Here is a 15719-nt window from a genome sequence, read left to right as displayed (position 1 = left end):
GTTTTGACGTGAGTCGGGGTGGCGGCCATAATGTGGCGCGATGTCCGATTGACGCGTATTTCCAAGGAGAAGCGGGTGGAATTTACCATAAAGGCCGGATCGCCGGAAAAACTCAAGAACGGCTGCGTGGTGGTGGGCGTGTACGCGGGCGGCGAACTCAGCGCTGCAGCCCAGGCCCTCGACAAAGCCAGCGACGGAGCCCTGGCAGCCGTTCTCGCCCATGGCGATCTGGACGACAAGGCGGGCGCCACCCTCCTGCTCCACAGCCTGCCTGGGCTTGCCACTCCTCGCGTCCTGCTGGTCAGCCTGGGCAAAGCGTCCGAGCTTTCCGACAAGACCTACCGCGACGCCGTTGCCGCGACAGCCAAACAGCTGGGCGGGATCGCCGCCGAGGATGCAGCCTTCCTCCTGGCCGACATCGATGCTCCACGCGATCTCGCGTGGCGCCTCAGTCAGGCTGCGCAGATTCTCAAGGACAGCACCTACCGCAGCGACACCCTGAAGTCCAAAAAGGAAGAGTCGAAAAAAGGCGTCAGGAAACTCGCCTTCATCGTCCATGGCAAGACCGGCGAGGAACTTCAGACGGCCCTGCTGCGCGGCGAAGCGGTTGCCGAAGGCATCGCGCTCGCCAAGAACCTCGGCAACCTGCCGGGCAACGTCTGCACGCCCGGCTACCTGGCGACAACCGCCCGGAAGCTTGCCAAGGATCACAAGATCAAGGTCGAAGTGCTCGAGCGCGCCGACATGGAAAAGCTCGGCATGGGCTCCCTGCTGTCGGTGGCCCGCGGCTCCCACGAGCCACCCAAGTTCATCATCCTCAACTACAAGGGCGGCAAAGCCAAGGACAAGCCGGTCGTGCTGGTCGGCAAGGGCATCACCTTCGACACCGGCGGCATCTCCCTCAAGCCCGGCGAGGGCATGGACGAGATGAAGTACGACATGTGCGGTGCCGCCAGCGTGCTCGGCACCTTCAAGGCCATCGCCCGCATGGAGCTGCCGATCAACGTGGTCGGCCTGGTCCCCACTACCGAGAACATGCCCGGCGGCTCGGCCATCAAGCCTGGCGACATCGTCACCTCCATGTCCGGCCAGACGATCGAGATCCTCAACACCGACGCAGAAGGCCGCCTGATCCTGTGTGACGCCCTCACCTACGCCGAGCGCTACGAGCCGGCCGCGGTAGTGGACATCGCCACGCTGACCGGTGCCTGCATCATCGCATTAGGCAATGCCACGTCCGGCCTGCTCGCCAACGACGACGAACTTGCCGCCGAACTGCTGGCCTCCGGCCAGGCCGCCGGCGACAAGGCCTGGCAGCTGCCCCTGTGGGATGAATACCAGGACATGCTGAAGAGCAACTTCGCCGACATCCCCAACATCGGCAGCAAGGGCGCCGGCACCATCACGGCGGCCTGCTTCCTGTCGCGCTTCACCAAGGCCTACAAGTGGGCGCACCTGGACATTGCCGGCACCGCCTGGAAGTCCGGCGCGGACAAGGGCGCCACCGGCCGCCCGGTACCGCTGCTCACCGAGTTCCTGATCGGCCGTGCAGGCAATCGCTGATTCATCCCGAGAGCCCGGCGTGACCAACGAGATCCGCTTTTACCACAACGCCCCCGACCGGCTGCGGGTGGCCTGCGTGCTGACCGCCAAGGCCAGCGCACGGGGGCACAAGATCTCGGTCTTCGCGCCGGACAACGGTACCGCACGCCATTTCGACCAGATGCTGTGGGGCTTCCAGCCCCTCGCCTTCGTGCCCCATGTAGCGGCTGGTTCGCCGCTCGCCGCGGAAACGCCGGTCGTCATCGGCAACACACTGGACGTGCTGCCGCACGATGAAGTGCTGGTCAACCTGGGTGACGAGTTGCCCGCCGCACTCGACCGCTTCCAGTTGGTGCTTGAAATCGTCGGCCCCAGCGAGCCAGAGCGACAGGCCGCCCGCCGCCGTTACCGCAGCTACAAGGATCGCGGCTACACCCTCAGTGCCCACGACCTCGCCCAACGGAGCGGCGAATGAACCAGACCCGCAAACCAGACTTGGAAATTTCCCTGGACGAGGAAGACGTCACTGCGCCGCTCGACGAACTGGATGAGGGCGACGACCTGCCCGTTCTCACCGACGTGGTGGAAGAGCGCATCGAGCCCTACATCGGCGATTCCTCGACTCCGATCATTCTCGAACCCATCAACGACGAACTCACCCCTGAGTCGATCGCCGTGCTGTCAGCCCCGGTGGTGCAATCGACGGATCATCTGGCCGAACGCCTCGTCGCCCTCGATACGGCAATCAGCCGCCACATCGAGGAATGGGTCAACAACGAACTGCCCCAACTGGTTTCCCGCGAGCTGGACGATCTTGCCGAACGGCTGCGCGAAGCCGCCGCCGCGCATCTTCGCGCAACCCTCCTCCCCATCCTGTCGGCCGAGATCGCCGACACCCTCGACGACGCCGAGTAAGGCCGAGCCGTCATGCACATCTGCGGTCGCCGGCGGTCGAGCCCGGCGCATCCGCTATAATTCGCGTTTTGCCTTAAAAGACAGACCCCATGGAACTGGCCAAGAGTTTCGAGCCGGCGGAGATTGAACGCCGCTGGTATGAACACTGGGAAGCCAGCGGCTACTTCGCCGCCGGCCTCGATCGCAGCAAGCCTGCCGAACAATCCTTCTGCATCCTGCTGCCGCCGCCCAACGTCACCGGCACCCTGCACATGGGTCACGGCTTCAACCAGACGATCATGGATGCGCTGACGCGCTACCACCGCATGCGCGGCTGGAACACCCTGTGGCAGCCGGGCACCGACCACGCCGGCATCGCCACGCAGATCGTCGTCGAACGCCAGCTCGATGCCCAGGGCATCTCCCGCCACGACCTCGGCCGCGAGAAGTTCCTCGAGAAGGTCTGGGAGTGGAAGGAATACTCCGGCGGCACCATCACCAAGCAGATGCGCCGCCTGGGCACCAGCCCGGACTGGAGCCGTGAGCGCTTCACGATGGATGCCGGCCTCAACAAGGTCGTCACCGAAACCTTCGTGCGCCTCTACAACGAAGGCCTGATCTACCGCGGCAAGCGCCTGGTCAACTGGGATCCCAAGCTGCACACTGCCGTCTCCGACCTGGAAGTGGTCCAGGAAGAGGAAGACGGCTTCATGTGGCACATCCACTACCCGTTCAGCGAAGGCCAGATCGGCGAACTCACCGGCCTGACCGTCGCCACCACCCGTCCCGAGACCATGCTCGGCGACGTGGCCGTCATGGTGCACCCTGAAGACGAGCGCTACGCCCACCTGATCGGCAAGACCGTCCGCCTGCCCCTGTGCGAGCGCGACATCCCGATCATCGCCGACGACTACGTGGACCGCGAGTTCGGCACCGGCGTGGTCAAGGTCACCCCGGCCCACGACTTCAACGACTATGCCGTCGGCCAGCGCCACAAGCTCGCCCAGATCAGCATCCTGACGCTGGACGCCAAGATCAACGAGCACGCCCCGGCCAAGTACCAGGGCCTCGACCGCTTCGACGCGCGCAAGGCCATCGTGGCCGACCTGGACGCCGCCGGCGTGCTGGTGGACACCAAGCCCCACAAGCTGCAGGTTCCCCGCGGCGACCGTACCGGCGTGGTCATCGAGCCGATGCTCACCGACCAGTGGTTCGTCGCCATGTCCAAGCCGGGCGAAGACGGCAAGTCGATCACCGAGAAGGCGCTGGAAGTCGTCAGCTCCGGCGAGATCGAGTTCGTCCCCGGCAACTGGGTCAACACCTACAACCAGTGGCTCAACAACATTCAGGACTGGTGTATTTCCCGCCAGCTGTGGTGGGGCCACCAGATTCCCGCGTGGTACGGCATCGACGGCGAATGCTTCGTCGCCCACAGCGAGGAAGAAGCCCGCCAGCTTGCCGACAAGGCCGGCTACCCCGGCCCGCTGACCCGCGATCCGGACGTGCTCGACACCTGGTACTCGTCCGCCCTGTGGCCGTTCTCGACCCTCGACTGGACGTCCGAGTGGCCCGCCAAGTCCAACGACGCGCTGGACCTCTACCTGCCGTCCACGGTGCTCGTCACCGGCTTCGACATCATCTTCTTCTGGGTGGCACGCATGGTCATGATGACCAAGCACATCACCGGCAAGATCCCGTTCAAGCACGTGTACGTGCACGGCCTGATCCGCGATGGCGAAGGCCAGAAGATGTCCAAGTCGAAGGGCAACGTGCTCGACCCGATCGACCTGATCGACGGCATCGGCATCGATGCGCTGGTCGCCAAGCGTACCACCGGCCTGATGAACCCCAAGCAGGCCGCCAGCATAGAGAAGAAGACTCGCAAGGAATTCCCGGAAGGCATTCCGGCCTTCGGCACCGACGCACTGCGCTTTACGTTCGCCAGCCTCGCCAGCCCTGGCCGCGACATCAAGTTCGACATGAGCCGTTGCGAGGGCTACCGCAACTTCTGCAACAAGCTGTGGAACGCCACCCGCTTCGTGCTGATGAACGTCCAGGGCCACGACCTCGGCCTCGAGCACAAGCAGGACGGCCCCAGCTGCGGTGGCAGCGCCCCGCTGGCGTTCTCGTTCGTGGACCGCTGGATCGTCAGCCGCCTGCAGCGCCTGGAGCAAGAAGTCGCCAACCACTTCGGTGAGTACCGCTTCGACCTTGTCTCCAAAGCTGTCTACGAGTTCATCTGGGACGAGTACTGCGACTGGTACCTCGAACTTGCCAAGGTGCAGATCCAGACCGGCGACGAGGCCACCCAGCGCGGCACCCGCCGCACACTGATCCGCGTTCTGGAGACTGTGCTGCGCCTAGCCCACCCGCTGATCCCCTTCGTCACCGAAGAGCTGTGGCAGACCGTTGCCCCGCTGGCCGGCCGCAAGGACAGCGACAGCCTGTGCCTGGCCCGCTACCCCGAGGCCGACCTGGGCAAGCTCGACGAGAAGAGCGAAGCCGACGTTGCCGAACTCAAGGGCCTGATCTATGCCTGCCGCAACCTGCGTGGCGAGATGAACATCTCCCCGGCACAGCGCCTGCCGCTGGTGGCCACCGGCAATGCCGAGCGTCTGAGCAAGTTCGCCCCCTACATCGCCGGCCTTGCCAAGCTGTCGGAAGTGCAGGTGGTGGACGAGATCGGCAGCGAGGAGCTTGCCCCTGTGGCAGTGGTGGGCGAACAGCGCCTGATGCTCAAGGTGGAAATCGACATCGCCGCCGAGCGTGAGCGCGTGTCCAAGGAGATCGCCCGCCTCGAAGGCGAGATCACCAAGGCCAACGCCAAGCTGTCCAACGAGAGCTTCGTGGCCCGCGCCCCGGCTGCGGTCGTGGCCCAGGAGAAGGAACGCCTGGCCAACTTCACCGCCACCGTCGACAAGCTGAAGCCCCAGCTGGCCAAGCTGGCCGGTCACTGACCGTCCGGGCGCCCACGCGGCGCCACCGCCAAAAAAATGGCCACGCGATGCGTGGCCATTTTTTGTCCTTTCCTTCCTACTTGCGGCGAAGGAAGAACTCAAAGGCTCCATCGGGCAACTCCTGCTGCCCGACCAGTTCATTGCCCGTCTGGCGGGCAAAGGCCGCGAAGTCCTTGACCGACCCCGGGTCGGTCGCCAGCACGCGCATCACCTGCCCGGCCTGCAATTCGGCCAATCCCTTCTTGGCGCGCAGGATCGGCAACGGGCAATTGAGCCCGCGGGCATCCACTTCCTTATCGAAATCCATCGTCTAGCTCCATCGCTTGCTGAGGCAATCAAGCCCGCATTTTAACGCGAGGGCACGCGCCTCCCAGCCCGATATCGACAGCTTGCCGTGACGACACCCTTAAATACCCTCAGAACATATGGAATAATGACATTCAAACAAAACAAAATGCCGCAGAAATAAATGGGGAACACCCACCTGGTATCTGACGTTCCGCCAGGGTTCTACAGGACAATCGACTTCGAAAGTGATGCAACATGCGATCCGACATGCTTCAAACCGTACTCAATGATCTGAACGGAAGCTCAGCGGATATCGAGGCCTCGGCCATCATTTCCTCCGACGGGCTGATGATGGCGGCCTTGCTGCCCAACACGGTGGATGAGGACCGGGTCGGCGCCATGAGCGCAGCCATGCTGTCCCTGGGAGATCGCACCGCAAGAGAGCTCGCCCGCGGCAACCTCGAACAGGTACTGATCAAGGGTGCAAAAGGGTACGTACTGATGGTCCAGGCCGGCACCGACGCGGTGCTGACCGTCATGGCCAAGCCCAGCGCCAAACTGGGGCTGGTATTCCTCGATGTACGCCGCGCGGCCGACGCGATCGGCGGCATCCTCGGCTGACAAGGAGCCCGCGATGCTCGACATGCCTCCTCCCCCCAACGCAGGCGGCGCCATCGAGCATCGCCTGGACTACGCCGACGGCAACCGCCGCCGGGTCTTCGTGACCCACATCGAAACGCCTTACCCCAAAGGCAGGCTGATCGTGTCACGCACGGACACCCGCGGCATCATCACCCAATGCAACCAGTCCTTCGTGGACATGTCGGGTTACGAACGCGGCGAGTTGATCGGCCAGCCCCACTGCCTGCTACGCCACCCCGACATGCCCTCTGTGGCATTCCGCGATCTGTGGGAGACCGTCCAGGCCGGGCGCCAGTGGCATGGTTACGTCAAGAATCTCCGTAAGGACGGCGGCCATTACTGGGTGTTCGCCACCGTGGTCCCCAATATTCGGGACGGACGCATCGTCGGCTACACCTCGGTCAGGCGGGAACCGTCCCGCGAAAGAGTGGCCCAGGCAGAAGCCTCCTACAAGGAGTGGATCCGGTCATGAGCTTCAATTTCACCGTCAGCCCCAGCTTTCCGGCCGAGCGCATCTCCGACTGGTATATCTTCAACACCTGGCTGCAGCGCTCCCTGTCGATTCCGATTCATCTGGAACTGCATGACGGTTTCGATGCACAGCGGGCAGCAATCGAAGCCGGGCAGGTGGACCTGATCCATGCCAATCCCTTCGACGCCTCCCTGCTGGTCCGGGAGAAGGGCTTTCGTGCCATTGCACGGCCTGACGGCGCCCCTGACGAAATGGTCATCGTCAGCGCACAGGGACACCCGGCCCTAGCCATCGACGACCTCCCGCCGGGCACCCGCATCGCCTGCGCCAACGACCCCTGCGTCAACACGATCGGCCGCATCCTGCTCGAACCCGCCAATCTGGGCGCAGACAACACCGTCGAACAGCAGAGGGGCACCTACATCCAGGTCGCCAAGGACGTCCTGCGCGGCCAGGCTGACGTGGGCTTCCTGCCGGTAGGCGCCTATCGGGGCCTGTCCTCTCTCGTCCGGCGGGAGCTGAAGGTCCTGGTGACCAGCGACATCCAGGTCATCCACCATGTGTTCCTGCTCGGCCGCGACCTGCACGCCCGGGCCGACGACTTCGTGCGCATCCTGCTGTCCATGCACGAGACGGAGAAAGGGCAAGACCTCCTGTCGGCCCTCGGCGCCACCCGCTGGCAAGCCGTGGAACAGGAGGACGTCGAATTCATGATCGACATCATTTCCACCCTGACCCAGTGAGCACCTTCATCACCGCCCCCCACGACCCCGGACGGATCCGCACCCCAAGCCCGCCGGCGGACTTCGGGCTGCCCGTCCGCACGCTGGACATCGCGGCGGTCTGGCGCTCACCGGCGACCGCCACGCTGCTGGCCGCCGAGATCGGACGCCACCCGGGCAATCTGCACGCCCACATGCAGAGGATTTCCGTCTGGCACGCGCTGGACAATTCCCCACAGACTGCCGCGGCGGTCGTGGATCTGTGGATCGCCCTGGGTGCCTGCGGGCTCGATCTGCGGACTCGCATGCTCCGCCAGCATCACACGGCCCTGGAGCAACACAACCTGGATATTTACCTGCACGCCCGCCTGCACCGCGGCGTCGATCGCCACGATCCCCAACTCGCCCTGCGCGGCGTCGTGCTGGCAAGACCGGTGGAAGGGAACCGTACCTTCCTCCGCCCGGCAACATACCGCCTCACACCTCCCGGCACATCCCACGCACCCTGAGTTCTCCTGGATCCCTGCCCTGCATCAATGCCATGAGCCGCCCTTCGACCGTCCCAGTTCCGGCCCCGACCGCCGTTTTCCTGCTGCATATCGGCAGCATGGACACCCGCCTGATCGGGCTGTCCATCGAGCGGCACTGGAAGCAGAGCATTCGCCTCACCTCATCCCTCGATGAAGCGCATGTCGCCCTCGTCGATCATGATCGGCCGGGTATCGACGAAGCCCTGAGCCGACTCGCCGGCCGGCCACAGATCGGCGTCGTCGGCTATGCCTTCCGCCCCGAGGGCCTGCAAACCCGTTTTCCCCATCACCTGACCCTCGGCAAACCGCTCAACCTGGATGTGCTGCCCGGCGCGCTGAGCCAGGCGGCCGTACTCAGCCGCGCGCCCCTGGCAGTCGCCTCGGCGAACGTGGTGATCCCCGAGCTCAGCGAACTTCGCCCGCGGACTGGGGACGAGGAACCGGACCTCTGTGGCACCCAGGAGGACATCCCCCTCGTCCCCGGCCCACCGCTCCCCGGCAAGCTCTTCTTCGAGCCCACCCACTACCTGGTTGGGCATCTGGCCCGAGCCCTGGACGAAGCCCTGAAAACGGGCCGTCCCCACGTGGTTTCAGGCCTGCCGCGCCTGATCGGCGTCCATCCCCTGCCACAGCCAATCTGCGTCACCGGTTTCCGCGACACACAGTTGCGACCCTTTTCTATGGCCCAGCTCCCCGATGCCACGGCCCGTGTCGTCAATGCGCTCACCTTCAGCACGTCGGGCAGCGGCGACTCCATTCATGCAGCGGAGGATTTTCTGTGGAACACCGCGGCCTGGGCTGCGCGCGGTCGTCTGCCGGCCGGCATCGACCCCTACCGCCCGGCGCGTCTTCGCGCCTGGCCCAACTTCACACGGGCCTGGGCTGCGCCGCACGCGCTGCGGATCGTGTCCCTATGGACCCGCGAATGGGCCAGCCCGGTTGAAATCGCCCGGCGGCTCGGCATTCCCCAGCGCTACGTGTTCTCGGTGTATGCGTCGGCCCATTTCGCCGGACTGTTCCAGGCGGAACCTGCAGCGGTTCTACCGGCCATGATCGTGCCGGTCAGCGACGTGCCGCCGTCCCTCCCTCCCCAACGCCCATCCATCCTGTCCCGCATTCTGAGGAAACTTCTCGATGCTGTCTGAACGCGTCCGCCACAACAAGATCATCTTCTCCGGCACCGTCGGCGCCGGCAAAAGCACCGCCATCAACGCCCTGAGCGACATCCTGCCGGTCAGCACGGAGGCCCTGGCCACCGACGACATTGCCGGCATCAAGAAGACCACCACCGTCGCCATGGACTACGGCGTGCTCAACCTGCCCGACGGCGAGAAGGTGATGCTGTATGGGACACCGGGCCAGGAGCGCTTCAACTTCATGTGGGAGATCCTCAGCAACGGCGGAATCGGCCTGATCCTGCTGATCAACAATGCCCAGCCCGAACCGCTGACAGACCTCGAGAACTACCTGTCGGCTTTCTCGAACTTCATCGCCGGCACCGCCGTCACCATCGGCGTCACCCACATGGACCGGGCGCCAGCGCCCGGCCTGGACGCCTACCGGAGCCGACTCGCCGAACTCGGTCACGCCCCCGTACCGGCCGTCTTCCGCGTCGACGCCCGCAGCCGGGAAGACGTGGCGATGCTGGTGAAGGCGCTCCTCTTCACGCTCAATCCCGGATTGAGCGATGCTTGAAATCATCCCTGACTCCCATCTCGCCGTCACACCCTACGGCGCCTGGCAGGCCGTTGCCCGAGCGGATGACAACGCCCGGCGGCGCATCCTGCGGAAGATCCTGCAGGAGAGCCAGAGCCCTCTGCTGAGCGCAGAAGCTGCCATCGCATGGAGCGGGGAAGCATCGCCGGAAAAAGCGCTGGAAGCCCTCCTGTCACTGCAGGACGACGCCAGTCTGGAGGCTTGGCCTGCACCGCGCAGTGCGCCGGGCGGCGCACTCGGGACCACCCTGCCCCAATATCTTGCCGTCCTCAGCGACAGTGGCCAGGCCCTGCTGGCCGACCACCAAGGCTTCTGCATGGCGGTCACCGGCTACACGGCCGACGTCGGCGACGCACTGGCAGCCGTCGGTGCCGACATCCTCTCGGTCGCCGAACGACAAGCGGCACCACTGGCACAGTTGGGGGCCCACCTGCTCGACGGCTGGGGCAACGTGGATGCGGCAGGAGTCAGCGGCCTCAGCTTCTGGCCGATGCACGTGGGCCGCACGCGGCTGGTACTGGCAGTCAGCGGACGGCCGCGCTTCAACCAGCGCGCCTTTGCCGAGCTGGTGTGGGCGCTGTATACGCGCTACGGTCAGATCTGAAGCCGGCCTCCCGTCAGCGTTGCTCGCGTCGCTCTTTCATTTGCTCCGCCAGCAGCGCACGCACCTCGCGCAGGCGGGAGTCCACTGCCGAATGCTCAAAGAAATCACCATCGGTCGCCGCCTGGGCCATCGTGAGCTGCTCGGCTGACGCCGCATAGTTGCCCTGGATCGCATAGACTTCGCCGAGGGAACGATGCTGGGCCAAACGCCGGCCCAGCGCCGACTCGGCGCGGGCACGCAACTCCCACAACGTCGCATTGCTCGGGCGGGTCTGTACCTCGGCCTTGGCCAGATCAAGAGCCTCCGCATTCCGTCCGCTATCGACCAGCGCGCCCAGCTCTCCATAGAGCAGGCGCAGCGACTGGGGAAAACGCGCGCGCGCCTCGCGGAAAATCCTCGCGGCCCCGGCCGGATCACCATGAGCAAGGCGCAGATCGGCCTCCAGCCCATCGATCATCGGCGACACCGCGCGACGTTTGCGCAGTTCGGCCATCGCCTTGTCGGCTTCCTGCAGGCGCTTGGCCGCCAGGTAGGCCCGCGTCAGCTCATATTGGGTCGGCACTGACAGGGACGCCGCCCGCCCCGCCCGCTCCAGTTCCTCGATGTGCTCGCGGCGTACCTGTCCACCGATCTTCAGTTTGGCCCGGACCAGTTGAAAATCGAGGGAATCCGGCACCTGACGATACGGCATCTGCATCACCCGCCCCTCCATCTCGGTGATCCGGTCGGAGGTCAGGGGATGGGTGCGCAGATAAGCCGGCGCACTGTTCTCGTAAAGCCGGCTGTTCTTCTGCAGGCGTTCAAAGAAACTCGGCATGCCCCGTACATCGAATCCAGCCGCCGCCAGGTTCTGCACGCCGAGCCGGTCGGCCTCGCTTTCGAAATCCCGCGAATACGAGAGCTGGCTGCTGAGCCCTGCCGCCTGGCCCGCCATGATCGCTGCCTGGCTGACCTGGGAACTGGACTTGGCCGCCAGCACCGCCACCAGCAGGGAAGCCAGCATCAGGATGCCCGTCTGGCTCTGTTTGCCCACCATGCGCGCGATATGGTGCTGGGTGACGTGGGCGATTTCGTGGGACAGCACGCCAGCCAGTTCGGACTCGCTCTGCGCCGCCACCACCAGCCCGGTATGCACGCCGATCTTGCCGCCAGGCATGGCGAACGCATTGAGCGAAGGGTCATTCACGCCGAAGAACTCGAAAGGCAAGCCGGCCCCGGCCCCCGCGGCCACCAGCCGGTCACCGAGATTGTTAAGATAGTCCTCGATCTCGGCGTCCTGCAGGTAGCCAGGATCCCGCCAGCGGATCTCGCGCATGATCTGCGCGCCGATACGCTGTTCCGCCACGGGTGAAAGGTCACTCGCGGAACTGTCGCCGAGTTCCGGCAGGTTCTGGGCAAAGCCGCGCGGCATCATGGCCACGCACAGGAGGGCAGCGATCAGTCGATTTTTCACGGTGCTATGATACCTGCCCACCTCAACCAGTTCCCCGCCCCATGAGCGACGCTTTCACCCATTTCGACGCCCACGGCCAGGCCCATATGGTGGATGTCTCTGCCAAATCCGAAACCCGCCGGGTTGCCCGTGCGGAAGGGCGAATCGTGATGCAGCCCGCCACGCTGACCAGGGTTCTCGCGGGCGACAACAAGAAGGGCGACGTAATCGGCATCGCACGCATTGCGGCCATCCAGGGCGCCAAGCGCACCGCCGAGCTGATTCCCCTGTGCCACCCCATTCCGCTGACCCGCGTCACCGCCGACTTCGTGACAGAAGGCCAGGACACCATCCGCTGCACCGTCACTACCGAAACGGTCGGCCGCACCGGAGTGGAAATGGAGGCCCTCACCGCGGTACAAGTCGGCCTGCTCACCATTTACGACATGTGCAAAGCCGTGGACAAGGGTATGACCATGGAGGGCATCCGCCTGCTGGAGAAGGAAGGCGGCAAGTCGGGGCACTGGAAGGCCGGAGACTGAACCATGCGTCGGCGCGCATTTCTGCAGGCCTTCGGCTCCGCTACGGTGCTGGCGCCACTCATCGGCACAGGCCTGTTACAGCCCCGTGGAGCACTCGCTGCAGAAGGCGGACGGGCCGCCTTCGAGGCCCGGGCAGCCCTCGAAGCCCTGCGTCTCATCGGCGCGGGTGGCGCGGAGCAGAATGCCGCGCTGACGATCAAGGCGCCGGAAATTGCCGAAAACGGCGCAGCCGTCCCGATCGAAGTCATCAGTGCCATTCCAGGCACCACGCGGCTGGCCGTGCTGGTGGACAAGAACCCGTTCCCGCTGGTCGCCCAGTTCAATTTTGGCCCGGAAGTCATGCCGCGCCTCCAGACCCGTATCAAGATGGCCGAGAGCTCCCGCCTGCGCCTGGTCGCCTCTGCCGGCGGCCGGTTCTACACCGTCTTCCGGGATGTGAAGGTCACCGTTGGCGGCTGCGGAGCATGAGCGAGGACACCCCATGGCAGATTCGATCAAGATCCGCGCGACGCTGAAAGGCAACGACGGCGAAGTCCGCCTGCTGATTCCCCATCCGATGGAATCAGGCCTGCGCCACGACCCGGCAGGACAGACCATTGCAGCCCACTACATCACTGCCATCACACTGAGCCTCAACGGCCGGCCGGTGCTCGAAGGCGGGCTGGGTAGCGCCGTGTCGGCCAACCCCCTGTTCGCCTTCCAGCTTCAGGATGTCAGGGCCGGCGACAAGGTCGGGGTCGCGTGGCTCGACAACCGCGGACAACGCGGTAGCGCCGAGGCCGTGTTCGACGCCAGCTGACGCCGCCAGCCGACGGTGGGACCACCCACTGTCATCTGCCCGCACAAGACAGGCCAACGACGCAGGGCTAGAATGCCCCGGATCCCAGTCGGCGCATTTCAGACCGGCTCAGCGCTCTCTTGAAGTGCTTTCCCGCAGCACGCTCCTTTTTGCCAACGGCCCGCCATGAGCAACGAAATCGAACTCAAGCTCACCTTCCCTCAAAAATCCCTGGCGGCCTTGCGTCGCCATCCACTGATCGCCGATGCCCCTCGCGACGGCCGCAGCGTCACCCTCGAAAACACCTATTTCGACACCCCCGAACTGGAGCTGCGCGAACGCCGCATGGCGGTCCGCACCCGCAAGGCCGGCAACCACTGGCTGCAGACGGTGAAATGTGCCGCTGAATCCCTCGGCGGCCTGTCCAGCCGGCCGGAATGGGAACAGCCTTATGCCAATGGCAGCTTCGACTTTTCCGCCGTCGATCGTGACGACGTCCGTGCCCGCCTCGAGGCCCTCCACCCGCGCCTGATCCCCGTGTTCACCACCCACTTCAAGCGCGAGACCTGCATTCTCACACCGCGCGAAGGCGTCAAGGTGCTGGCGATGATCGACAGCGGCAACATCGAGGCGGCCGAACGCAGCAAGCCCCTGTGTGAGCTCGAACTGGAACTGGTGGAAGGCGATCCGCGCGAACTGTATGCCCTCGCGCTGCAATTGGCCGAAACCCTGCCCCTCACGCCGGAGAACGTCAGCAAGGCCGAGCGCGGCTATCGCCTGTACTCCAATCACGCACTGCGCCCCGCCAAGGCCAAGCCTTCGCGGCTGAGTGCCGAACAGTCTCCGGTGGACGCCTTCCGGATCATCGCCTTCGACTGTCTGGCCCTATGGCAGGCCAACGAATCCGGCGCCCGGGAAAGCGACGACCCGGAGTTCATCCACCAGCTGCGGGTGGCTCTGCGCCGCCTGCGCTCGGCCCTGCGTCTGTTTGGCCCGGCCCTGCCGGGCGACTTCGTGCAGCGCTGGTCCGACGGGCTCAAGGATGCAGCCGATGGGCTCGGCGCGGCCCGCGACCTCGACGTGATGCTCGCCGAAGTGCTCAGCCCGGTGGCCGAATCCGGGCTCGCCGACGAGGCGACACAGCGCCTCATCGCCATGGCCGTGGACCGCCGCGACAGGGAGAAGACCGCAGCCCGCGAACAACTACTGGCAGCCAGCCACGGTCGTCAGATGCTGGCACTCGCGGCCGACCTTTATGCGCTGGAAAGCGACGCCCTGGTCAAATCCGCCAATCTCACCACTTTCGCCCGCCTGCAACTGAGCCAGCTGCGCAAACGGGCCCGCAAGCGCTACGTCGCCGCCTCGGAACTACACCCGGAAAAACTCCACGAGCTGCGGGTGTCCCTCAAGCGCCTGCGCTACGCCATCGAGTTCCTGCTGCCCCTGCTGCCGGAAAAGGCCACCGTGCGTTACGCCAACGAGATCGCCGAGGTCCAGGAAACCCTCGGTTATCTCAACGATGAAGCGGTTGCCCGCAGCCGCCTGAAGAGCTGGGCCGGCAAGGATCCGGAGCTGCGCAGCGGCGCCGCCTTCGTCGCCGGCTGGCACGCACCGCGGATCGCCCGCCTGCGCAAGAGCGTACTGCCCGCCCTCGAGCCCATCCTGTGGGGCAAGGCCCCGTGGAGACGATGATGATTTCATCTTCCGGTAACCTGCCGGCGGCAGACTCCCGCCCTCTTTCGAGGAGTGAGGAGACAACAAAAATGGATTTGCTGCTGTGGCGCCACGCAGAAGCCGTGGACGGCCTGCCGGACAGCACCCGCGAACTGACCGAGCGTGGCCTGCGCCAGGCCCACAAGGTGGCCGAATGGCTGGAAAGCCGGCGCCCCAAGAAACTGCGCGTGCTGGTCAGCCCGACCACGCGCACCCGCCAGACGGCTAGCGCCTTCACCAAGGACTTCGAGATCGTCCCCGCCCTGGCACCGGGAAACGACATTTCCGGCATTCTCGCCGCCTGCGGCTGGCCCGATGGCGGCGGCTCGGTACTGGTCGTCGGCCACCAACCGGAACTCGGACGCCTGGCCTCCCTGCTGCTGTCCGGCCATGAAGCGGACTGGACGATCAAGAAAGGCGCCCTGTGGTGGTTCACCAACCGCGTCCGCGAAGGTGAAACCCAGACCGTGCTACGCACCGTGATGCCAGCCGATCTGGTTTAGAAGACGGGCCAGACGCAATTGAAAGGGCCACCGGAAAATCCGGTGGCCCTTTTTTGATGCACGGCTCTGGTCTGTGCGCCCCGAGTTGCGCAAGCCCGGATGGGCGAATGAATTCGCCCGTGGAAGTGCAGCGCCGCCCTACACCGACAGCGCCTTGACGTGCTGGATGACCTCACCGATGGCCTGCTGGGCCGAGCCGTACAGCAGACGGGTGTTGTCCTTGTAGAACAGCGCGTTCTCGATGCCCGAGTAACCGGTGCCCTTGCCACGCTTGACGACGATGACGTTCTGGGCGAGATCCGCGTTGAGGATCGGCATGCCGAAGATCGGGCTGGACTTGTCGGTGCGAGCCGACGGATTGACCACGTCGTTGGCGCCGATCAC

Annotated in this window: 19 protein-coding genes; 16 read left to right on the top strand and 3 right to left on the bottom strand. The window is 65.1% G+C overall.

Annotated elements, in window-relative coordinates:
* The first annotated feature begins 75 nt into the window (after positions 1-75).
* The 4 genes from B4920_RS22565 (at position 76) to B4920_RS22550 (ending at position 5393) form a co-directional block, all read left to right on the top strand.
* A complete protein-coding gene (locus B4920_RS22565; protein ID WP_079436938.1) occupies positions 76-1563 on the top strand; it encodes a leucyl aminopeptidase in 1488 nt (495 codons plus the stop codon).
* Between the two features lie 19 nt (positions 1564-1582).
* Entirely contained in the window at positions 1583-2017 is a 435-nt protein-coding gene (locus B4920_RS22560) for a DNA polymerase III subunit chi (RefSeq protein ID WP_079436937.1), read from the top strand.
* The gene (locus tag B4920_RS22555) at positions 2014-2457 is read left to right on the top strand and encodes a hypothetical protein (protein WP_079436936.1); all 444 of its coding nucleotides are present in this window, start codon (positions 2014-2016) and stop codon (positions 2455-2457) included. Before B4920_RS22560 ends, B4920_RS22555 begins: the two co-directional genes overlap by 4 nt.
* A gap of 89 nt (positions 2458-2546) precedes the next feature.
* The gene (locus B4920_RS22550) at positions 2547-5393 is read left to right on the top strand and encodes a valine--tRNA ligase (RefSeq protein WP_079436935.1); all 2847 of its coding nucleotides are present in this window, start codon (positions 2547-2549) and stop codon (positions 5391-5393) included.
* A 76-nt stretch (positions 5394-5469) separates the two neighbouring features.
* Here B4920_RS22550 and B4920_RS22545 read toward each other — a convergent pair whose 3' ends face one another.
* Positions 5470-5700, bottom strand: a complete 231-nt coding sequence (locus B4920_RS22545) for a sulfurtransferase TusA family protein (RefSeq protein WP_079436934.1) — start codon at positions 5698-5700, stop codon at positions 5470-5472.
* 248 nt (positions 5701-5948) lie between these two features.
* On the opposite strand from B4920_RS22545, the gene B4920_RS22540 reads away from it, so the two are divergent.
* Genes B4920_RS22540 through B4920_RS22510 form a run of 7 tightly spaced genes read left to right on the top strand, consistent with a single transcriptional unit; the run spans position 5949 to position 10367 of the window.
* On the top strand, positions 5949-6302 hold the full coding sequence (locus B4920_RS22540; RefSeq protein ID WP_216819993.1) for a roadblock/LC7 domain-containing protein: 354 nt from the start codon (positions 5949-5951) through the stop codon (positions 6300-6302).
* Positions 6303-6315: 13 nt separating this feature from the next.
* The gene (locus B4920_RS22535; RefSeq protein WP_079436932.1) at positions 6316-6795 is read left to right on the top strand and encodes a PAS domain-containing protein; all 480 of its coding nucleotides are present in this window, start codon (positions 6316-6318) and stop codon (positions 6793-6795) included.
* Positions 6792-7538, top strand: a complete 747-nt coding sequence (locus tag B4920_RS22530) for a phosphate/phosphite/phosphonate ABC transporter substrate-binding protein (RefSeq protein WP_079436931.1) — start codon at positions 6792-6794, stop codon at positions 7536-7538. The genes B4920_RS22535 and B4920_RS22530 overlap by 4 nt, the downstream gene beginning before the upstream one ends.
* A complete protein-coding gene (locus B4920_RS22525) occupies positions 7535-8026 on the top strand; it encodes a hypothetical protein (RefSeq protein ID WP_079436930.1) in 492 nt (163 codons plus the stop codon). The genes B4920_RS22530 and B4920_RS22525 overlap by 4 nt, the downstream gene beginning before the upstream one ends.
* Before the next feature lie 32 nt (positions 8027-8058).
* Positions 8059-9192: a hypothetical protein gene (locus B4920_RS22520; RefSeq protein ID WP_079436929.1), complete on the top strand. Its 1134-nt coding sequence runs from the start codon at positions 8059-8061 to the stop codon at positions 9190-9192.
* Complete coding sequence (locus B4920_RS22515) at positions 9182-9742, top strand: ATP/GTP-binding protein (RefSeq protein WP_079436928.1); 561 nt, start codon at positions 9182-9184, stop codon at positions 9740-9742. Before B4920_RS22520 ends, B4920_RS22515 begins: the two co-directional genes overlap by 11 nt.
* The gene (locus B4920_RS22510; RefSeq protein WP_079436927.1) at positions 9735-10367 is read left to right on the top strand and encodes a hypothetical protein; all 633 of its coding nucleotides are present in this window, start codon (positions 9735-9737) and stop codon (positions 10365-10367) included. The genes B4920_RS22515 and B4920_RS22510 overlap by 8 nt, the downstream gene beginning before the upstream one ends.
* Before the next feature lie 13 nt (positions 10368-10380).
* Here the strand turns inward: B4920_RS22510 and B4920_RS22505 are convergent, their stop codons facing one another.
* Complete coding sequence (locus tag B4920_RS22505) at positions 10381-11820, bottom strand: M48 family metallopeptidase (protein ID WP_088179531.1); 1440 nt, start codon at positions 11818-11820, stop codon at positions 10381-10383.
* A 41-nt stretch (positions 11821-11861) separates the two neighbouring features.
* Here B4920_RS22505 and moaC point away from each other — a divergent pair, with 41 nt between their 5' ends.
* The 5 genes from moaC to B4920_RS22480 all read left to right on the top strand — a co-directional run bounded on the left by moaC (position 11862) and on the right by B4920_RS22480 (position 15335).
* Positions 11862-12341 carry a cyclic pyranopterin monophosphate synthase MoaC gene (gene moaC / locus B4920_RS22500; RefSeq protein ID WP_079436925.1) on the top strand — a complete coding sequence of 160 codons (480 nt, stop codon included), beginning with the start codon at positions 11862-11864 and terminating at the stop codon, positions 12339-12341.
* A 3-nt stretch (positions 12342-12344) separates the two neighbouring features.
* A complete protein-coding gene (gene soxY, locus B4920_RS22495) occupies positions 12345-12809 on the top strand; it encodes a thiosulfate oxidation carrier protein SoxY (protein WP_079436924.1) in 465 nt (154 codons plus the stop codon).
* Between the two features lie 13 nt (positions 12810-12822).
* On the top strand, positions 12823-13140 hold the full coding sequence (gene soxZ / locus B4920_RS22490; RefSeq protein WP_079436923.1) for a thiosulfate oxidation carrier complex protein SoxZ: 318 nt from the start codon (positions 12823-12825) through the stop codon (positions 13138-13140).
* A gap of 165 nt (positions 13141-13305) precedes the next feature.
* Positions 13306-14811, top strand: a complete 1506-nt coding sequence (locus tag B4920_RS22485) for a CYTH and CHAD domain-containing protein (RefSeq protein ID WP_079436922.1) — start codon at positions 13306-13308, stop codon at positions 14809-14811.
* 71 nt (positions 14812-14882) lie between these two features.
* Entirely contained in the window at positions 14883-15335 is a 453-nt protein-coding gene (locus B4920_RS22480) for a histidine phosphatase family protein (RefSeq protein ID WP_079436921.1), read from the top strand.
* A 138-nt stretch (positions 15336-15473) separates the two neighbouring features.
* Here the strand turns inward: B4920_RS22480 and B4920_RS22475 are convergent.
* On the bottom strand, positions 15474-15719 hold a 246-nt coding region (locus B4920_RS22475), incomplete at its 5' end, for an NAD(P)(+) transhydrogenase (Re/Si-specific) subunit beta (protein WP_139379511.1).

This window comes from Zoogloea sp. LCSB751 (genome assembly GCF_002028455.1).
Classification (GTDB): Bacteria; Pseudomonadota; Gammaproteobacteria; order Burkholderiales; family Rhodocyclaceae; genus Zoogloea.
Note: the sequence above shows the minus strand (reverse complement) of the source record. Positions and strands in the feature narration are given on the sequence as shown.